This is a genomic window from Sphingomonas sp. 7/4-4, from assembly GCF_027941955.1.
GTDB lineage: Bacteria > Pseudomonadota > Alphaproteobacteria > Sphingomonadales > Sphingomonadaceae > Sphingomonas.
In genome coordinates this window covers 2,561,092-2,578,774 of sequence record NZ_CP115960.1, presented here as the reverse complement: position 1 = coordinate 2,578,774, position 17,683 = coordinate 2,561,092, and the positions used below count along the sequence as shown (strand labels likewise).

14 protein-coding genes and 6 pseudogenes are annotated in these 17,683 nt (G+C 66.6%); 10 read left to right on the top strand and 10 right to left on the bottom strand.

Annotated elements, in window-relative coordinates:
• Positions 1-9 precede the first annotated feature (9 nt).
• The 4 genes from PIB19_RS13025 (at position 10) to PIB19_RS23705 (ending at position 2,339) form a co-directional block, all read left to right on the top strand.
• Entirely contained in the window at positions 10-384 is a 375-nt protein-coding gene (locus PIB19_RS13025) for a BlaI/MecI/CopY family transcriptional regulator (RefSeq protein WP_271237717.1), read from the top strand.
• Positions 384-650: a hypothetical protein gene (locus tag PIB19_RS13020; protein WP_271237716.1), complete on the top strand. Its 267-nt coding sequence runs from the start codon at positions 384-386 to the stop codon at positions 648-650. The genes PIB19_RS13025 and PIB19_RS13020 overlap by 1 nt, the downstream gene beginning before the upstream one ends.
• A 25-nt stretch (positions 651-675) precedes the next feature.
• A complete protein-coding gene (locus tag PIB19_RS13015) occupies positions 676-1,890 on the top strand; it encodes a M56 family metallopeptidase (protein ID WP_271237715.1) in 1,215 nt (404 codons plus the stop codon).
• Positions 1,891-1,973: 83 nt separating this feature from the next.
• Positions 1,974-2,339 carry a UrcA family protein gene (locus PIB19_RS23705; protein ID WP_443018611.1) on the top strand — a complete coding sequence of 122 codons (366 nt, stop codon included), beginning with the start codon at positions 1,974-1,976 and terminating at the stop codon, positions 2,337-2,339.
• On the opposite strand, the pseudogene PIB19_RS13010 reads toward PIB19_RS23705, so the two are convergent.
• Both PIB19_RS13010 and PIB19_RS13005 read right to left on the bottom strand, forming a co-directional pair.
• A pseudogene (locus PIB19_RS13010) lies at positions 2,305-3,092 on the bottom strand (SDR family oxidoreductase). The gene PIB19_RS23705 and the pseudogene PIB19_RS13010 overlap by 35 nt on opposite strands.
• A gap of 4 nt (positions 3,093-3,096) precedes the next feature.
• Positions 3,097-4,241, bottom strand: a pseudogene (locus PIB19_RS13005) (acyl-CoA dehydrogenase family protein).
• A 148-nt stretch (positions 4,242-4,389) separates the two neighbouring features.
• Between PIB19_RS13005 and PIB19_RS13000 the strand changes: the two are divergent.
• On the top strand, positions 4,390-5,874 hold the full coding sequence (locus PIB19_RS13000) for an MFS transporter (protein WP_271237714.1): 1,485 nt from the start codon (positions 4,390-4,392) through the stop codon (positions 5,872-5,874).
• Between the two features lie 104 nt (positions 5,875-5,978).
• Here PIB19_RS13000 and PIB19_RS12995 read toward each other — a convergent pair whose 3' ends face one another.
• Both PIB19_RS12995 and aceA read right to left on the bottom strand, forming a co-directional pair.
• Positions 5,979-6,134 (bottom strand): hypothetical protein, encoded by a 156-nt coding sequence (locus PIB19_RS12995; protein WP_271237713.1) that lies wholly within the window; start codon positions 6,132-6,134, stop codon positions 5,979-5,981.
• Positions 6,135-6,148: 14 nt separating this feature from the next.
• Positions 6,149-7,426 (bottom strand): isocitrate lyase, encoded by a 1,278-nt coding sequence (aceA, locus tag PIB19_RS12990; protein ID WP_271237712.1) that lies wholly within the window; start codon positions 7,424-7,426, stop codon positions 6,149-6,151.
• A 199-nt stretch (positions 7,427-7,625) separates the two neighbouring features.
• Between aceA and PIB19_RS12985 the strand changes: the two genes are divergently transcribed.
• From PIB19_RS12985 to PIB19_RS12975, 3 genes and pseudogenes are all read left to right on the top strand, one after another.
• The gene (locus tag PIB19_RS12985; protein ID WP_271237711.1) at positions 7,626-9,002 is read left to right on the top strand and encodes a helix-turn-helix domain-containing protein; all 1,377 of its coding nucleotides are present in this window, start codon (positions 7,626-7,628) and stop codon (positions 9,000-9,002) included.
• 167 nt (positions 9,003-9,169) lie between these two features.
• Positions 9,170-9,580 (top strand): annotated as a pseudogene (locus PIB19_RS12980) (DUF2147 domain-containing protein); the annotation flags it as partial.
• A 49-nt stretch (positions 9,581-9,629) separates the two neighbouring features.
• Positions 9,630-10,930: pseudogene (locus PIB19_RS12975) on the top strand (OmpP1/FadL family transporter).
• 60 nt (positions 10,931-10,990) lie between these two features.
• Here the strand turns inward: PIB19_RS12975 and PIB19_RS12970 are convergent.
• The 3 genes from PIB19_RS12970 to PIB19_RS12960 all read right to left on the bottom strand — a co-directional run bounded on the left by PIB19_RS12970 (position 10,991) and on the right by PIB19_RS12960 (position 13,562).
• The gene (locus tag PIB19_RS12970; RefSeq protein WP_271237710.1) at positions 10,991-11,317 is read right to left on the bottom strand and encodes a hypothetical protein; all 327 of its coding nucleotides are present in this window, start codon (positions 11,315-11,317) and stop codon (positions 10,991-10,993) included.
• The gene (epsC, locus tag PIB19_RS12965; protein WP_271237709.1) at positions 11,310-12,218 is read right to left on the bottom strand and encodes a serine O-acetyltransferase EpsC; all 909 of its coding nucleotides are present in this window, start codon (positions 12,216-12,218) and stop codon (positions 11,310-11,312) included. Before epsC ends, PIB19_RS12970 begins: the two co-directional genes overlap by 8 nt.
• Before the next feature lie 114 nt (positions 12,219-12,332).
• A complete protein-coding gene (locus tag PIB19_RS12960) occupies positions 12,333-13,562 on the bottom strand; it encodes a dipeptidase (RefSeq protein ID WP_271237708.1) in 1,230 nt (409 codons plus the stop codon).
• Between the two features lie 252 nt (positions 13,563-13,814).
• Between PIB19_RS12960 and PIB19_RS12955 the strand changes: the two are divergent.
• A pseudogene (locus tag PIB19_RS12955) lies at positions 13,815-15,157 on the top strand (dicarboxylate/amino acid:cation symporter).
• Positions 15,158-15,183: 26 nt separating this feature from the next.
• On the opposite strand, the gene PIB19_RS12950 reads toward PIB19_RS12955, so the two are convergent.
• Entirely contained in the window at positions 15,184-15,894 is a 711-nt protein-coding gene (locus PIB19_RS12950) for a LysR family transcriptional regulator (protein ID WP_271237707.1), read from the bottom strand.
• Positions 15,895-15,930: 36 nt separating this feature from the next.
• Positions 15,931-16,089, bottom strand: a pseudogene (locus PIB19_RS23700) (helix-turn-helix domain-containing protein); the annotation flags it as partial.
• A 74-nt stretch (positions 16,090-16,163) separates the two neighbouring features.
• Here PIB19_RS23700 and PIB19_RS12945 point away from each other — a divergent pair.
• Positions 16,164-17,036, top strand: a complete 873-nt coding sequence (locus PIB19_RS12945; RefSeq protein WP_271237706.1) for an alpha/beta fold hydrolase — start codon at positions 16,164-16,166, stop codon at positions 17,034-17,036.
• Here PIB19_RS12945 and PIB19_RS12940 read toward each other — a convergent pair.
• Positions 16,981-17,682, bottom strand: coding sequence for a helix-turn-helix transcriptional regulator (locus PIB19_RS12940; protein WP_271237705.1), 702 nt, complete (start codon positions 17,680-17,682; stop codon positions 16,981-16,983). The two genes, PIB19_RS12945 and PIB19_RS12940, sit on opposite strands and share 56 nt — an antisense overlap.
• Position 17,683 lies beyond the last annotated feature (1 nt).

Here is a 17,683-nt window from a genome sequence, read left to right as displayed (position 1 = left end):
GGGGCCGTGATGATCGAGTCGCTGCCGCGCCGCGAGCGCGAGGTATTCGAAATCCTGTGTAGCCTGCAGGAGGCCACGGCTGCGGCGGTGCGGAGCGCGATGATCGACCCGCCGACGGATTCGGCCGTGCGCACGTTGCTTTCGAGACTGGTGACGAAGGGACTGGTCGAGCATCGCACGGCCAACCAAGCCTATGTCTACTCGCCTGCTCCCCAAACCGACGCAATGGCGCAAACTGCTTTGCAACGGTTGGTCCAGACATTTTTCCACGGCTCTGCCGCCAGCGCAGCGACGGCGCTGCTGGGAATGGAGCCGAGGCTCGACGCTGGCGAGATCGAAGCCATCCAGCGTATGATCGACCGTGCCCGCAAGGAGGCGGAGTGATGCTGGCACTGTTGGGTGCCTTGGCCTGGAAATCGGCGCTGGTCGCCGCGCTGGCGTTGTCCGCCAGCCAGGCGATGCGCGCGCGCCCCGCGCAGGAACGCGTGTTCCTCCTGCGCGTCGCGATCATGATGCTGGTGGCACTGCCGATTGCGGCGGCTTTGCTCCCCGCTATCGAACTTGGGGTATTGCCGGCACGCGCGCCGGCCGACGCAGTGACGGCGATCACGACGAGCGAAGCGGTGCGGCAGGTGGCGCCTGGCGCCTGAACCGCCGGGATGGGAAATCGGGACATTGGCGGCGGCGCTTTACGTCATCGGCTCCGCTGCGCTGTTACTGCACCTGACTGCCGGAGTCGCGGCGCTAGCCCGTTGGACACGCCGTGCCACGCCGGTCACCGATGCGCGTTGGCAGGACGCGCTCCGCTCCGCGACGGCGGGGTTGCGCCGGCCGGTGCGGCTGCTTGTTTCGCGCGACGTGACCAGTCCGCTGAGCTGGGGAGTCGCGCCTGCCTGGATACTGGTCGATGCGGACAGCCTCGCGCGGCGTGCAGCCGCAGATGCGGTCACCGCGCACGAGGCTGCGCATGTACGCAACTTCGATTGGTCGATGCTGATCGCTGCGCGGATCGCGGTGGCCTTTTACTGGTTCAATCCGCTGGTGTGGCTGCTTGCCCGGGCGCTTGCCCGCGAGAGCGAGATCGCCGCCGACGAGGCCGCCATACGGCGGGTCGAGCGGCTCGATTACGCGCAGGCATTGCTCGCCTTTGCTTCCGTGCCTGCCGGACATGGCGCGGCGACGGGAATGGCGCTGTGGCCCCACACGCTGAGGGACAGGATCGCACGCGTGGTCGAGCTTCGATCACACCGGCGGAGCAGCCGAGTTCTGGCGATACTCGTGCTGGGCTGCGGGATCGCAGCAGCGCCGACCCTCGGCGCCGTCGAGTTGGTGCATGCGGTTGCACCCGGGCAGGAGCGGCCCGCTTCTACGCTGCTCGAATCCGTATCGCCTCGAGCGACTCCCGCTCGTGTCGCTATCGCCAGTGCGGGCGTGGTTGCTCGCGCCGAAAGTGGGCGGAGACCGAGCATTCTTCCGGCTACGCCCGATCGCAAGCCGATACCAGCTGCCACCATACCGGCGATCCAACCCGCGTCGGGCGTTACCCAGATCATCGGTAGAACCGGTGCCAAGGTAATCGTGGGGCCCGGGGGCGCCACGATCATCGGGGCACCTGAGGATCCCGCTGTGCAGGGGCGGCTCTCGGCAGAGGAGGGCCAGCGCAGTGCAGAGGAGGGTCGACGTGGTGCCGATCAGGGCCGTCGGGAAGGTGCCCGGTCGATGCTCGATTCGGCGGCCGACCTGCGCCGTCAGGCAGACAATCTCGAACAGATCGCCGATCAGCCCGACCAGCCGGAGTCGCTCCTTAACGGCCATCGAGCCGGGGCACAGAGCCTTCGGGACGGCGCGGCCAAGCTGGAGGCAGAGGCGGCGGAAATGACGCGCGGCTAGGCCGCCGCCGACCATGAAAATCGAAGCAAGAAGCGCGTTCCGCGCCACGGGGCCGGCTGTCCGGCGAACGAAGGGAGGTTGAGATGCGCCTGACGATTCCGGCTTGTGCGATACTGCTCGCCGCATGCGCTTCGGGAGGACCCGGGCTGGCGCATGAAGCGCCGATACGGGTTTCCCTGTCGGAGCTGCGCCTCGATATCGTGGCTGGTCGCGCCGCATTGCGTGAACGGGTGGCGCACACGGCGCGCGCTTATTGTACGGCGCAGGGCGCGGCCTTTGCGCCCTACGAGGCGCGATGGGATCCCTTTACTGCACCGATATGCTCCGGTCGTGGATTGTCGGCGGGATGTCGCCCGACATCCGCAAGGCCTATGCGATGGCACGGCGCGAGGCAGGGGTTCGCGGACGGCGGCTCTAGCCGTCGATGCTGCCGCCAAGCGAGGCGTTGACCAGCCCGCCGTCGACCGTGATCGTGTCGCCGATCACATAGTCGCCGGCGCGGCTGGCGAGGTAGATCGCGGTGCCGGCCATGTCCTCGTCGCTGCCGATGCGCTTGGCCGGGATCGCCTTGGCAACCGCATCTTTATGATCGCGCGCAGCCTTGTTCATGTCGCTGGCGAAGGCGCCGGGGGCGATCGAAGTGACGTTGATATGATCGTGCACCAGCCGTGCGGCCATGCGCTTGGTCAAATATATCAACGCGGATTTGGAAGCGTGATAGCTGTAGGTTTCCCACGGATTGAGCCGCTGGCCGTCGATCGAGGTGATGTTGATCACCTTGGCCGGACGGTCGGCCGAGCCGCCGGCCTTGAGCAGAGCGTGCAGCGCCTGGGTCAGGAAGAAGGGGATTTGACGTTCAGGTCCATCACCTTGTCCCAGCCCGCTTCGGGAAAGGTCTCGAACGGCTCGCCCCAGGCGGCACCGGCATTGTTGACGAGGATGTCGAGCCGGGATTCGCGCGCGGCCAGATCCTCGGCGAGCGCGCGGCAGCCTTCGACGGTGGAGATGTCGTGGGGCAGGGCGATGCAATTCTCGCCGAGCGCCGCGGCGGTCTCCTCGCATGCCTCGGCCTTGCGCGACGAGACATAGACCCTGGCGCCCTGCGCGACGAAGCCCTCGGCGATCATCCGCCCGATCCCGCGCGATCCGCCGGTGACCAGCGCGATGCGGCCGTCGAGGCGGAACAAGCTGTTGGTGTCCATGGTCTTATCCTCCCCGCTTGAGCGTCTCGCGCGCGATGATCAGCTGCTGGATCTGGCTGGTGCCTTCGTAGATCCGGAACAGCCGAACGTCGCGATAGAGCCGTTCGATCCCGTAATCGGCGATATAGCCCGCGCCGCCGAAGATCTGCACCGCGCGATCGGCGACGCGGCCGACCATCTCGCTGGCGAAATATTTGGTGGCGGCGGCTTCCATCGTGGTGTTCTCACCGGCGTCCTTGCGTGCCGCGGTCTCGAGCATCAGTGCCCGCGCGGCCATCGCTTCGGTCTTTGAGTCCGCAATCAGCGCCTGGATCAATTGGTGCTCGGCGATCGGCTTGCCGAACTGTTTCCGTTCGCTGGCATAAGCGACGCAATCGGCGATCAGCCGCTCGGCGACGCCGACGCACACTGCAGAGATGTGCAGCCGCCCGCGATCGAGCACCTGCATCGCGATCCTGAAGCCCTGCCCTTCCTCGCCGAGGCGGTTGGCGGCGGGAACGGGAGTGTCGTCGAACACCACATCGGCGACGCGCGCGCCTTTTGGCCCATCTTCTTCTCCGGCTCGCCGATCGATATGCCGGGCAAGTCGCGCGGCACGAGAAAGGCCGAGACGCCACGTCCTCCGGGCTCGTCGCCGGTCCGCGCCATCACGGTGAACAATTGTGCCTTGTCGGCATTGGTGATGAAGCGTTTGGTGCCCGACAGGCGGTAGACGTCGCCGTCTCGAACGGCTCGCGTCTTCACCGCGCCCGAATCCGAGCCGACATCGGGCTCGGTCAGCGCGAAGCTGGTGATCACTTCGCCGCTGGCGATGCGCGGCAACCATTCGGCCTTTTGCGCGGGCGTGCCGGCCATCACCAGTCCCTGGCTGCCGATCCCGACATTGGTGCCAAAGGTCGAGCGGAACGCGGGCGTGGTGCGCCCCAGCTCGATCGCGACCTTGCACTCCTCGAGCATCGTCAGCCCGAGCCCGCCATATTCCTCGGCGATCGACAGGCCGAACAGGCCGAGCCCCTTCATCTCCTCGATCACCGCATCGGGAATAGCGTCGGCGGCCTCGACCTCGCCTTCGAGCGGACGCAGCCTTTCGCGCACGAAGCGGCGGATCGTGTCGATCAGCGTATCGAAGATCTCCGGGTCGAGCGCCATCGGGGGAACCGTTCCTGTTGTTCGAAGCGGCAAGCTATAGCCGCCCTTATGCATCCGGCAAGCCATACCCGATCTTCCAATTCGGGCGATTGACGCAGCCACTGCGCCACCTATGCTGCGGCGAAGAGTAAGCGTGAGAGGATCGGCCATGGCCGCGAACGAAGCCGCAGGCACGCCCGCGATTCCGCCGGTCCGCCGGGTGCGTCAGGGCACCATGCTGGCCTATGGCTTCGGCGCAGTCGCTTACGGCGTGAAGGACTTCTGTTTCTCCACCTTCCTTTTGCTCTTCTACAATCAGGTGCTCGGCCTGCCCTCCGCGCAGGTCGGCTTCGCGATCATGTGCGCGCTGCTGCTCGATGCGTTCATCGATCCGGCGATCGGCTTCCTGTCGGACCGTACGCGCGGGCGCTGGGGACGGCGGCATCCATGGATGTATGCGTCGGCGGCGCCGATCGCGCTCGGCTGGTTGCTGCTGTGGAATCCGCCCGCCTGGTCGCACGGGGCGATGCTGGTCTGGGTATTCGCGAGCGCGGTGCTCGTACGTACCGCGGTCTCGGCCTATGAAGTGCCGTCGCAAGCGCTGAGCCCGGAACTCTCCGCCGATTATGACGAGCGGACGCGGATCATGGCGTATCGCTATCTGTTCGGCTGGGCGGGCGGCATGGCGATGCTGGTGGCTTCGTACAGCTATTTCCTCGCGCCCGAGCCGGGGCAGGAGACAGGGCTGCTCAACCGGCAGGGCTATGTCGGCTTCGCGCTTGCCGGCGCAGTGGCGATGTTCGTCGCGATCCTCGTCTCGGCCTTGGGCACGCACCGCGAGATCGGGCAGCTTCCCCGCCCCGAGATCGAGCGCCAGTCGCTCGCCGCCAATTTCCGCGAGCTGCGCGAGAGCGTGCGCAACCGTGCCTTTCTGATCCTGATGGCGGCGGGCATCTGCTATTATTCGGCGCAGGGGATCAGCTACGCGCTGTCCAATTATCTCTATGCGCATGTCTGGGGATTTCGCGGCGCCGACTTCCAGTGGCTGGGGCTGGTCCTCCTGCTCGGAGTGGTGGGCGCCTTCCTGATCGCGCCGCGCGTCGCCAAGCGTACCGGCAAGCCGGTCGCGGGGATGGGGTTCATGATCGCGGCGGCGGTGCTTCTCACTTTGCCTTATTGGCTGCGGTTGGCTGGGCTGTTCCCGGAGCCGGGCAATCCGGTGCTGGTGCCGCTGTTGCTTGCGATCTTCACGATCAACGCGACCTGCTCGGTCTCGTCGACCATCCTCGGTGCGTCGATGATGGCCGATGTCGTCGAGCATTCGGAGGCCGAGACCGGGCGGCGTTCGGAGGGCGTGTTTTTTGCCGGGGCGTTCTTCGTCCAGAAATGCACGAGCGGGCTCGGCATCTTCGTCGCCGGATCGATCCTCGCCATCGCCGGCTTTCCCGAGGCGGCGAAGCCGGGGAGTGTGCCGGTGGAGACGGTGGACCGGCTGACGATATTGTTCGCCGCGCTCTATCTGTCGCTCGGCTTCGCGGCGGCGTTCTTCTACCGGCGCTTCCCGTTCGGCAAGGACGAGCACCTCGCCCGGGTGGAGCGGCTGGCCGAGAGCAGTGCTCCGGCGAAGGCCGGAGCGTTGGAGGGCGAGGGCTGACGGCTGCCTACGCTCCGGCCTTCGCCGGAGCACCGTCATACGGGAAATGTCCGCCGGGGCCTGAGCTCCGGCGGACATCCTTTCCTCCCCAGGAAAGTCTCGCCTCAGGCGACGCGGCCGAGGCGGTGATAGAGATTGGCGTATTTGATCGATTCAGGTTGGTCCTTGATCTTGGTCAGATGCGTGCCGACCGCCTCGCGGATCAGGCGGAAATCCTCGGTCGAGAAGACGGCGCGGCTGCGCTGGGGTTCTCCGGTCATCGTAGTTGCTCCTTTCAGGCAGCTTGCTTGTTGAACTGGGCGGCTTCGGTGCTTTCGGCGAGCGCGGTGGTCGAGCTCTCGCCGCCGGCCACCGCCTGGGCGATCGCATCGAAATAGCCGGTGCCGACTTCGCGCTGGTGGCGCGTCGCGGTGTAGCCGTTTGCCTCGGCGGCGAATTCGGCCTGCTGGAGCTCCGAATAGGCTGCCATGCCGCGATCCCGGTAGCCGCGTGCCAGCTCGAACATCCCGTAATTGAGCTGGTGGAAGCCCGCGAGCGTGACGAACTGGAACTTGTACCCCATCGCGCCCAATTCGCGCTGGAAACGGGCGATGTCGTCGCGATCGAGATTCTTCTCCCAGTTGAAGCTCGGCGAGCAATTATAGGCCAGCATCTTCTCGGGGTGTTCGCGCTTGATCGCCTCGGCGAAGCGGCGGGCGTCGTCGAGATTGGGCTTCGACGTCTCCCACCATAGCAGGTCGGCATGCGACGCGAAGGCGAGCCCGCGCTTGATGCAATGATCGACCCCGGTGCCTTCCTTCAATCGGAAGAAGCCCTCGGCGGTGCGCTCGCCCGTCAGAAACTCGTGGTCGCGCGCGTCGACGTCCGAGGTAATGAGCCTGGCGCTTTCGGCATCGGTGCGTGCGCAGATCACCGTCGGGACGCCGGACACGTCCGCCGCCAGCCGGGCGCTGTCCAGGTTGCGGATATGCGCCTGGGTCGGGATCAGCACCTTGCCGCCGAGGTGCCCGCATTTCTTTTCCGATGCGAGCTGGTCTTCATAATGCACCCCGGCGGCGCCTGCGGCGATATAGGCCTTCATGATCTCGAAGCAGTTGAGCGGACCGCCGAAGCCGGCTTCGGCATCGGCGACGATCGGCGCGAACCAGTCGCGGGTCGCGCCGCCCTCCATATGCTCGATCTGGTCGGCGCGCTGGAGCGTCGCGTTGATTTTCCGGGCCAGTTCGGGGCCGGCATTGGCGGGGTAGAGCGACTGATCGGGATACATCTGCCCGGCGGTGTTGGCATCGGCCGCGACCTGCCAGCCGGACAGATAGATCGCCTTCAATCCGGCGCGGACCATCTGCATTGCCTGGTTGCCCGAAAGCGCGCCGAGGGCATGGATATAATCCTCGCTCTTCAGCAACTCCCACAGCTTGAGCGCGCCGCGGCGGGCAATGGTGTGCTCGATCGGCAGCGAGCCGCGCAGCCTGGTCACGTCCTCGGCCGAATAGGGACGGACGATGCCGTCGAAGCGGCCGCTGGGGGCGGGGACGAGATCTTCGAACGTCATCGGCATGTCACTTCCTTGACAATGTGAACGGTGTCGGAAGCTGATCTGCGCGCTAAATTGACTCTTTTGTCGGAAATTCGTTCAATTGTAGCGTTGACACGTGGTCGAAAAACAGGCCGTTCTTGTAACTATGTAAATATATTTACAAACTGAGTCCGAGTCGAGAATTAGAACATAATAGGAACAAGGCGTATAGGCAATGGCAGATGCGAAATTGTTCGCCGGGCATGCGATCCGCCGGCTGCGCCGCCAGCTGGGACTGAGCCAGGCAGCAATGGCCGAGGCGCTGGGCGTGAGCGCGAGCTATCTGAATCTCGTCGAGCGCAACCAGCGCCCGGTCTCGGCGACGTTGATGTTGCGGCTTGCCCAGACCTATGACTTCGATCCGCGCAGGCTCGCCGCGAGCGAGCCGGGCGGCGGCAGCGAGGCGCTCCGGCGGCGGCTCGCCGACCCGCTGTTCGCTGATCTCGAGATCGATCGGCACCAGCTCGAGGAATGGCTGGCGGGCGCGCCCGGCGGCGCCGAGGCGTTCGCGCGCGCTTATGACCGGATCGGCGGCGGGACGGCGGGCGCGGCCGAGCCCGACGATGCCGGCCGCCAGGTCCGCCGCGAGATCGAACGCTGGCGCAATCATTTCGGCGATCTCGACGCCGCCGCCGAAGCGCTGGCGGACGAACTCCGCATCGCCGCGGGGGACCTTTACGGCGCGATGGCCGAGCGGCTGCGGGTCAAGCACCAGCTCGCGGTGCGCATCCTGCCCGCCGATGTGATGCCCGATCGGATGAAGCGGCTCGACTTGCATGCGCGTCAGATCCAGCTCTCGGAAATGCTCGATGCGTCGGCGCGCAGCTTCGCGCTGGCCGAACGGCTGGCCGAGGAGGCGCGGGCGGAGATCGACGCGCTGGTGAAGGGTGCCGCGCTGGATCGCGCCGCCGAACGCCTCTACCGGCGCCATCTCACCGGCTATTTCGCCGCCGCGGTGATGATGCCTTATGCCCGCTTCCTGCGCGCGTGCGAGGCGAGCGGCTATGACGTGGAATTGCTCCAGCGCCGCTTCGGTGCGAGCTTCAGCCAGGTCGCGCATCGGCTGACCACGCTCCAGCGGGTGGGTGCGCGCGGGCTGCCTTTCTTCCTGCTGCGAGTCGATTGCGCCGGGCAGGTTTCGAAACGCTATGCCGGCGCGAGCGCCTCGCCGCTGGTCGAGGGGCCGGGAATCTGTCCGCTGTGGAATATTTTCGAGGCGTTCGCCCGCGACGAAATCCTGAGCCATCTGGTCGAGCTCGAGGACGGCAGCCGGTGGTTCACGCTGGCCCGCGCAGTGCATCCGCAGGGTGCGCGCGTGGCGAGCGTCCCCGCGCGCTTCGTGATGGGCATCGGACTCGCGGCCGACCAGGCGGCGACGCTTGCCGTAACGTCGGGGCGCGATCTGGCGGCGCGCGCAGTTCCGATCGGGCTCGGTTGCCGGGCGTGCACGCGCCCCGATTGCCCGCAGCGTTCCGCGCCGCCTGCCGGCCGGGCGATGCTGTCGAACGAGCGCGAAAGCGGCGTGACGCCGTTCGGTTTCGCCAGCGATTGACCGCCGCCGGTGCAACTTGCCGGACATAAAAGGACATAATTGCGTCGGTTTGCTCTGGAACCAGCGCGCCCTGGCGCGGTTGCGTGCCTGAGCGCGGGGCTTTGGTCCCGACGCTATCCTGACCTCCGCCGGGCTGCCCGGTAAGGAGGCGTGTCGAGAGGATGTGTATGTTGCTTACCCTGATCGGACTGGCCGTCGCGGCGGCGCCTCCATCGCAATCCGCCGACGCGGCGATCGGCCGCTGGAAGACCGAGACACGCGGCGGGATCGTCGAGATCCAGCGCTGCGGCGCTTCGATCTGCGGGCGGATTCTCACGTCCGATATGCTGCGGACCAATCCGAACCTGAAGGACGCCAAGAATTCCGACGCGGCGCTGCGCAATCGGCCGCTGCGCGGGCTCCAGATCCTGAGCGGCTTCACGCAGAGCGGCAATTACTGGACCGGCGGCAAGATCTACAATGCCGAGGACGGCAAGACCTATGGCTCGGACGTGACGCCGTCGGGCGCCGACCAGCTCAAGGTCCGCGGCTGCGTGTTCAAGCCCTTCTGCAAGACCCAGACCTGGACCCGCGTGCGCCGAGGCGCCGCCTATTTGCTTTCCCTATCCGCGTACAAGGATGCGTATCATGTCGACTCTCAAGCTTTCGCTCGCCGCCGCAACCGCGTTGGCGGGCTCGATCGGTTTCGCCGCTTCGGCCAATGCCCAGGCCTTCTACCTCCAGGAACAGGCGGCACGCGCCGCGGGCCGCGCCTTTTCGGGCGAGGCTGCCGATACCGGCGCGGCCTCATTGTGGTGGAACCCCGCTTCGATCGCGGGGATGACCGAAGGCGAGGCGACGATCAGCGGCTCGCTGATCCTGCCGCGCGGCGAAGTGGCCGATACCGGCACGCTGATCCGCCGCCCGGGCCAGGCCTTTGCGCCGGTGGGCGGCGATGCAGCGACGCGCAATCCGATCAACAACGGCGTCCTGCCATCGGGTGCGATCGCGATCCCGCTCGGCGATCGCGTCGCGGTCGGCCTCGCGGTGACTTCGCCCTATAGCTTCACCACCGATTATCCGGAGACGAGCTGGGCGCGCTACAGCGCGCTCAAGACCGAGCTGCGCACCGTCGACATCCAGCCCTCGGTCGCCGTGGCGGTAACCGACTGGCTGCGCGTCGGTGCGGCGCTCAACGTCGAATATACCGATGCCAGCCTGGGCAACGCGCTTCCCAATGTCCTCGCGACGCTTCCCGACGGGCGGCAGGAGCTGAAGGGCAATGGCTGGGATTTCGGATGGAGCGCAGGCTTCCAGATGCACAATGACGTCGCCACGATCGGTGTCGCCTACAAGTCGGCGATCAAGCACACGCTCACCGGCGATCTCGAAGTCAGCGGATTGCTCGGCCCGCTCGCCGCATCGAATATGTCGCTCTCGGATGTCGAGGCGGAATTCTACACGCCGTCGCAAGTGATCGTCGGCGCGCGCTTCCGGTTGAGCGACCGCTTCACGCTCAACGGCCAGGTCGTCCATTATGGCTGGGGCAAGTTCGACGCGATCCGCCTGGGCGCGCCGCTCAACACCGCGATCCCCGAAAATTACCGCGACAGCTGGAGCCTCGCGACGGGCTTCGACTATGCCGCATCGTCGAAGCTGACGCTGCGCGCCGGTGTCCAGCACGCCCAGAGCCCGACCCGCGACGGCGAGCGCGATGCGCGCGTGCCCGATTCGGATCGCTGGAACTACGCCGTCGGCGGCTCCTATCAGCTGACCCCGGGCTTCACGCTCGATGCCGGCGCCAATTATGTCGACTTCAAGGATGCGACGATCGACCGGGTGACCGCGGCCTATCCGGGCACAGCGGCGCAGACCCGATCCTCACCTCGGGCGAGCTGCAGGGCGCGCACGCATTCGTGTTCTCGCTGGGCGGCCGTTTGAAGTTCTGAACGGAGTGGGCCCGCGACGTTGGGTTGCGGGCCCGTTTCATGGGCGGGTCGGTCAGGGCCTCAGGCGCTGCGCCGCACGACGCGGTGATGCTCGACATGCACGGGACGCTCGAGGAGATATTGATCGTCCTCGGGATAGTAGCGGGCGGTCTCGATATCGTCTCCGGCGAACCCGCGGATCGCATCGAGCGAGTCCCACCAGCTCAACGTCGTCACTTCGCTGCGCCCGTCTCCGAGCGCGCGCAGCAGCATCTGTACGCCGCGATTTCCCGGCGTCGCGCCATAGTCGCTGAGGCCGGTGCCCGCGATATAATCGACATAGACTTCTTCGTCGTCGCTGCGGATCACGCCGGTCCACTTGCGCAGGATCAGGGTCTCGTCAGACATCGGGCACTCCTGTTCGGGCAAAGCTCCACGGTCTGCTCCGTATAGCGGGTTCCGCGAGTTCGACCACGCTGTCGGGTGGAACGTCGGTTCGGAGCCACACATTGCCGCCGACCTGCGTGCGTGCGCCGACCGTGATCGGCCCGAGCAGCACGGCGCCCGCGAAGATGACGACATCGTCGCCGATCGACGGATGCCGGCGGACATTCTCGGCACCGGCGTGCGCCGCGCCGTTCGCGACCGGCTCGCCGCCGAGAGTCACGCCTTGGTAGAGCCGAACGCGGTCCCCCAGGATTGCGGTCTCGCCGATCACGATTCCCGTGCCATGGTCGATGAAGAAGCTGGCGCCGATCCGCGCGGCGGGATGGATATCGATGCCGGTTTCCGCATGGGCGATCTCGGCGACGATGCGCGCGACGAGCGGCGCGCCGAGACTATGGAGCCGGTGGGCGATCCGATGATGGATGATCGCGGCCAGCGACGGATAGGAAAGCAGCACCTCGTCGACGCTGCGGGCGGCGGGATCATTGGCATACCCCGCCTCGACATCGCCATCCAGCGCGCGGCGGATGCCGGGCAGGCTTGCTGCGAAGGCGCCCAGGATATGCTCGGCGCCGCGGCCTTCCTCGGCGCTGGAGATCTCCGGCCGGGCGATGCGCAGCTCGAGGCCGATCTGGGCGCCGAGCTGCGAAAGCGTCGATTCGAGCGTTGCCCCGACCCAGGCATTCTCGTTGCCCGTATTCAGCTCGGGCGGACCGAGCCGGAGCGGGAACAGGGCGGCGCCGAGTTCGCGCAGGATGCGCGTCAACGCGCGGCGCGACGGAAACTGGATGCCGCGCTCGGCATGCCGCGCATGGGCAGCGCGCCAGTCGAGCCGGGCTTGCTTCAAGCCATCGACGACCACGCTCAGGTCGCGGGGAAATCGATTGCGGGAACTTCGTCGGCCATGGGCATCTCCCTGCGCTCGGAGCGCATGTTTTGCAGATTGTCGGAAAGGCGTTTGGATGCCGGCGGGCCGCTATGGCCGCGCCGCCGCTTGCGCTTCGCGCCAGACGCGCAGGAAATTGCCGCCCCAGATCGCGGCGACCTGCTCCTTGCTATAGCCCCGCCGGAGCAATTCGGCCGTGACGTTCGGCGCTTCGGCTTCGCTGTCGAACCCGGTCACGCCGGCGCCGTGATCGAAATCGGTGCCGATCCCGACATGCTGCCAGCCGATGCGTTTGGCGACATAATCGAGATGATCGACGAATTCGGACAGGGTGCCGCGAGGCTGACCCGCGGCCAGCGCGTCGGTCACGGCATCGCGCTTGCTCTCGGGCAAGGCCGAAACGCCATCCGTATAGCCGACAAACGCAGCAGGCAGCCCGTGACGAACCCGGATCGCGCCGATCCGTTCACGCTCGGCGGGCGTCGTGTGGTGCACATAAGCGGAGAAGGGCGTCAGCTGGACGATGCCTCCATTCGCCTTGATGGCATCGAGCTCGGCGTCGGTGAGGTTCCGGCTGTTGTCGATCAGGGCTCGGGCGTCCGAATGCGTCGCGGCGACTGGGGCACGCGTAAGCTTGAGCACTTGCGCGAGCGCATCGCTCGACAGCTGCGAGACGTCGATCAGCGCGCCCAGATCGTTGAGCCGCGCGATCGCCTGCCGTCCGAGATCCGACAGTCCGCCATGTTCGGCGGCAGGCCCTTCGCCGGGCCGGGAGGAATCGGCGAAATCATTATGGCCGGCGTGGGTCAGCGCAAACACGCGCGCGCCCTGGCCGAAGAAGGCATCGAGCTGGGAAAGGTCCTTGCCGATCGACCGGGCATTCTGGAAGCCGATGATCACGGCGATCTTGCCCTGGCCGTGCAGCCGCTCGACATCGGCTGGCGAATAGGCAAGCGCCACGCGATCGGCGTTGGTCGCGGCGAAGGCCTTGATTTTGGCGAGCTTGGCATCGGCCTCCGCGCGCGCCACCGCCACTGCGGCCGGGTCGCGCCCGCCCGGCCCGACGGCGACGGAAAACACCACTGCATCGATGCCGCCCGCTGTCAGATGCGGCAGATCGGCGCGCGATCCGCCTCCCGGCAATGCATAGCGCGCAGGGGTCGACGGCAGGAGGACGTCGGCGTGCCCGTCGAGCACCAGCGCTTCGGCGTGCACTTCGCTGGCAGCCGGGTCCGGCCGCACTTGCGCGGAGGCGATGGGCGGTATCAGCACAAGCGTGACCGCAACGCCGAACGATCGCGCCAGCCGGGAATTGCGCATCTGAATGCTCCTTACAGTTCGGCCGGGGCGCGCAAACGGGCGTGTTGCGCGGTCGCATCGATCCTCTGACGGTTTGCTCCGTGCTCGAAGACACAAAAACTTTAGAGCCGAGTAGTTAACTCCTATCATAATAGTAGGATTTAGATACTATGTCGGGACCATGAACCTGTGTCGCGTGCCGGGCGGGACTCCCGGGAGAGCATTGCCGTGAGCTCGGGCCGCGCCGCCGAGCCACAGGCCCGCCGTCCGAATCTGAGCTTCGGTGCTCAGGTGACCCTCGGGCTGGTCGCGGGTCTGCTTCTGGGATTGTGGGTGCGTGCCTCCGCCGGCGACGCGGGTGCTGCCGCGACGCTTGGCGAGGCGCTTCATACCGTCGGGCAGCTTTTCGTGCAGTTGCTCAAGACGCTGGTGCCGCCGCTGGTGTTTACCGCGATCATCGCCTCGATCGCAGCGCTCCGCGATCTCGAGAATGCCGCACGGCTGGTCTCACGCACCTTGTTGTGGTTCGCGCTCACTGCGCTGATCGCGGTAGGGATCGGCATCGCGCTCGGCCTTGTCATTCAGCCGGGCCTGCACGCCGGCGTGGATCCGTCAGCGGCCCGCGCGCCTTCGAGCAGCGGATCGTGGATCGACTTCCTCAAGGGCGTCGTTCCCGCGAACTTTCTGGGCCTCTCCGCCTCGACTGCGATCACCGACGGCAAGGCGACGACGGGGCTCAGCTTCAACGTGCTCCAGATCATCGTGACGGCGATCGCGATCGGTGCCGCCGCGGTGCGCGTCGGAGCGCCTGGGGCGGCGTTCCTCGCCTTCAACGCCTCTGCGCTCGCGATCTTCCGCCGGCTGTTGCGCTGGGTGATCGCTTTGACGCCGGTCGGCAGTGCGGCGCTGATCGGAGATGCGGTCGTCCGCTATGGCTGGGATGCGCTCTCGGCGCTCGGCGCGTTTGCCACTGCGATCTATCTCGGGCTCGGGATTGTCCTGTTCGCGGTCTACCCGCTCTTGCTGGCGGCGAACGGCCTGAGCGCGCGACGCTTCTTCTCCGCAGCGTGGCCGGCGATCCAGCTCGGCTTCGTGTCGCGCTCCTCGGTAGGCACGTTGCCGGTGACCGAGCAGATCACGGAAGAGCGGCTGGGCGTACCGCGAGCCTATGCCGCGTTCGCGGTGCCGCTCGGGGCGACCACCAAGATGGACGGCTGCGCGGCGATCTACCCGGCCATCTCGGCAATCTTCGTTGCCCAATTCTACGGCGTGCCGCTGCACCTGGCGGATTATGGGCTGATCGCTTTCGTCTCGGTGGTCGGCTCGGCGGCGACGGCGGGGCTGACCGGCGCAACCGTGATGCTGACCCTGACGCTGTCGACGCTCGGCCTGCCGCTCGAGGGGCGGGATTGCTCCTCGCGATCGACCCCATCCTCGACATGGGGCGGACCGCAGTCAACGTCGCGGGCCAGGCGCTCGTGCCGACGATCGTCGCCAAGCGCGCGGGAATCCTCGATACGGCGATATTCGGCGGCAGTGCCAAGGCGACCGGCGGCTCCGCAATGCGCGCGGCACCGGTCGCGTACTCAAATTCCGCGACGATCAAAGGGCATTGAGCTTCGTCCCGTCGTTCGAGGGCAGATCACGCGGCGCAACCTGTCAGATGCTGCCACAGCGCCTCCGCGACCGGGCCATGCAGCCGATCGCGTCGCCTGAGGGCGGCCAGACGCTCCACCCGACCCGGCAAATGGCGGCCCTGCAGGCTCTGCAATGCGCCGGTCCGTAGCTCTTCCTCGATCATGAAGCCTGGAAGGTGCCCCCATCCCATGCGGTGCAGGATCAGCTCCTTCTTCATTGCGTGATCGGCCACCGAGCATCGATGCGCGCCATGGATGAGGAAATGCTCCTCTGCGCTATCCCGCGCGGTGTCGCGGATGACGCATTGCGTGAATGGCCGCAATTGCTCCGGCGTAACGGATTCGAGTTCGAAAGGCAGGAAGCCCGGCGCGGCCACCGGAACGAGCTGGACCTCGCCGAGCACGATCTGCTCCAGCCCCGCGTCCGAGTCATCGGATCGATGAAAGGCGAGATCGGCGGTTCCTTCGCGCAGGCGTTCGGCGGGTCCGCCGACCGCTTCGTAATCGAGGTGCAAGCGGGTGCGGTCCCGGGCGGCGAAGAAAGACGACAATATCGGCAGAACGAGGGATCGGGGGCAGAGATCGCCGAGCACCACGCGGATCACCGGTTCCTCGCCTCCGGCCAATTGCCGCGCATAGGCGCCGAGTTTATCAATTTCCCGCAGCGAGACGGCGGCGCGCGCGTGGAACATGCGTCCGGCTTCGGTGAGCGTCACGCGATATCCGCTGCGGTCCAGCAGGACCAGGCCGAGCCGCTCTTCGAGCTTGCTGACCGCGGCGAATACCGACGGATGCGTGCGGCCGAGCGCTTCGGCGGCCGCCTGGAAGCTGCCCAACCGGACCACGGCATCGAAGCACCGCAACTCGTGCAGCTTGAACTGCGCAGGCCTGTCCGAAATATCTACAGTCATGTTATGATCTTAGTAATTCTACCCGACAAAGGCCACCGGTAAACCCTCCGCTGCAGGCAATTGGAGGTAAGGCCATGACCGGAACGCGCACGTTCATCACCGGCGACGGGTGCACAATCGCCTATCGGCTGGACGGAGAGGCCGGGCGCCCGGTGCTGGTTCTCTCGAATTCGATCGCCACGACTCATCTTATGTGGGACGGCCAGATCGCCGATCTCGCGCGGACGTTCCAGGTGCTGCGGTACGATACCCGGGGACACGGCCTTTCCGACGCGCCCGCCGGCGCCTGGTCGCTGGATCGCCTCGGGCGCGACGTGCTGGAACTGACGGATGCGCTCGGCATCGGGCGGTTCCATTTCTGCGGCCTGTCGCTCGGAGGCTTCGTCGGACAATGGCTGGGCGTGCGCGCACCCGAGCGACTGGACCGCCTCATTCTCTCGAACACGTCTCCCTATCTCGGTCCGGCGCCGCAATGGGACGCGCTCATCAACACGGTGCTGGGCGCACGCGACATGTCGGCATTGGCGGACATGTTCATGGCCAACTGGTTCCCGCAGCACATGCGCACGCACCAGCCGGAGATCGTCGAACGGTTTCGGGCGATGGTGATGGCGACTTCGCCGGAAGGACTGGCGGGCTGCTTCGCCGTCGTGCGGGACTCGGATCTGCGGCGCACGAATGCGCTCGTGACCGTTCCCACGCTGGTGATCGGCGGGATCGACGACACCGTGACCCTGGCCAGCCACAGCGAGCAGATTGCGGAGACGATTCCAGGTGCCCGGCTCGCCCTCCTGCCGGGCGTTCACATGCTGAACGTGGAGCAGGCAAAAGACTTCGTCGAGCTGGTGACGACGTTCCTCACGAACGATCCGCTACTGGAGTCACGGACGCTCATTCGCAACTCGATCGAACGCAGGGATGCTGCGCACTCGCACGCCATTCCTTGACCAGTTTCCGGCGGTCGCGGGCATAGCGTTCTGGCAGCACCTCGGCATGCATGATGCGATCGCTATGGAACAAATGGTAATCGCCCCGGGTCTCGCACCAGCCGGCGATACTGCGATCGGCTTCGACGAACCCGAGCATGACCGGCCAGATGATCCGCTCCGAGGTGCTGCCGTCCTCTTCATGATAGGCGATCCGCATCTTGCGTTGTTCGCGCAGCGCCCGGCGGCATTGCGCCAGATCGAGGCCGGCGGACAGCGTCTTCGTGCCGCCGACATAGAAGCTGCTGTCGTCGAGCGCCTCGCGCATCTCGGGTGGCAGCACGCCGTCGATCTTGGCGAGTGCGTTGCGGACCGCGTGCGCCAGCGCGGGGTCGGTCTGGCGGCTGACCCATTGCGCGCCGACGACGAGGGCGTGCAGCTCTTCCTGCGTGAACGACAGCGGCGGCAGCAGGAAGCCGGGCCGCAGGATATAGCCGACGCCCGCCTCCGCATCGATGTCCGCTCCCATCGCCTGCAGGGTGGCAATGTCGCGGCGGATGGTGCGCAACGAGACATCCGCCTCGCGCGCCAGCACCGCGCCCGACACCGTACCGCGATGCCGGCGCAGGATCTGCAGCAGATCGAACAGGCGGTGGCTGCGCGACATC